The organism is Myxococcus sp. AB025B (assembly GCF_006518215.1).
Classification (GTDB): domain Bacteria; phylum Myxococcota; class Myxococcia; order Myxococcales; family Myxococcaceae; genus Myxococcus; species Myxococcus fulvus.
Map to the genome: position 1 here is coordinate 1 of NZ_SRLW01000671.1, position 815 is coordinate 815.

1 protein-coding gene is annotated in these 815 nt (G+C 68.8%); it reads right to left on the bottom strand.

Going from position 1 to position 815, the window contains the following annotated elements; genetic code table 11:
* A partial coding sequence (locus tag FL311_RS43435; RefSeq protein ID WP_141333568.1) for a glycosyltransferase occupies positions 1 to 815 on the bottom strand: 815 nt, incomplete at both ends.

An 815-nucleotide genomic window follows, 5' to 3' on the forward strand; every position in this document is an offset into this window, starting at 1 on the left:
GCCCGTACCGTCGGAGACAGTGCTGTGCGGATGGCATTCGCGAGCCGCTCGGCGGTGAGCGACTTCTGCGGTACCGGCTGTGGCCCGACCCCCGCGCGGAGAACCACGTGCCCCCAGAAGGGCTGGTCGCCGAGAAAGGGGCAGATGACAGTGGGCTTGCCCGCGCGCAGCCCCGCCATCGTGGAGCCGGCCCCGCCGTGATGGACCATCGCGCTCATTCGAGGAAACAGCCAGTCATGCGGCGCGGACTCCAGCATGAAGACATTGGACGGGAGCTCGCGCGCTTTCTGGCCTCCCCAGCCTGTGGCCAGCACCGCGCGCTCGCCGGTCAACGCGATGGCCTTCAGGACGGTGGCGGCTCGAGCATCTGCATGCGCCGCGCCCATGCTGCCGAAGCCCACGTAGACGGGCGGAGGCCCCTCCTCGAGGAACGCGTGCAGCTCGGCGGGCGGAGTCCATTGGTCAGCCTCGTCGAGGAACCAGCAGCCCGTCACCTGGGCCTGGGGAGGCCAGTCGGAGGGACGTGGCAGCAGTTGCTCGCTGTATGCGTACAGCGCCGGCACCGCGGAGCCATCGGCCTTCTTCATCGGGTCCGCGAAGCGAGAGAGCGGCGGGAGGCCCAGTGTCTTCACCCGGAAGTCGTTGGTTGCTCCGGCCCAAACCACGTTGGCCAGCGTCAGGACTCGATAGCTGAGCGCGTTGAGCCAACCGCCGAGTCGGAAACCCGGGACTATCGGCACCGGGAACTCGCGTGTCGGAGTCAGCGGCAGCGGCATCGCCAGCAACTCGACGGCCCCGAGCTTCTCCGCGATGTG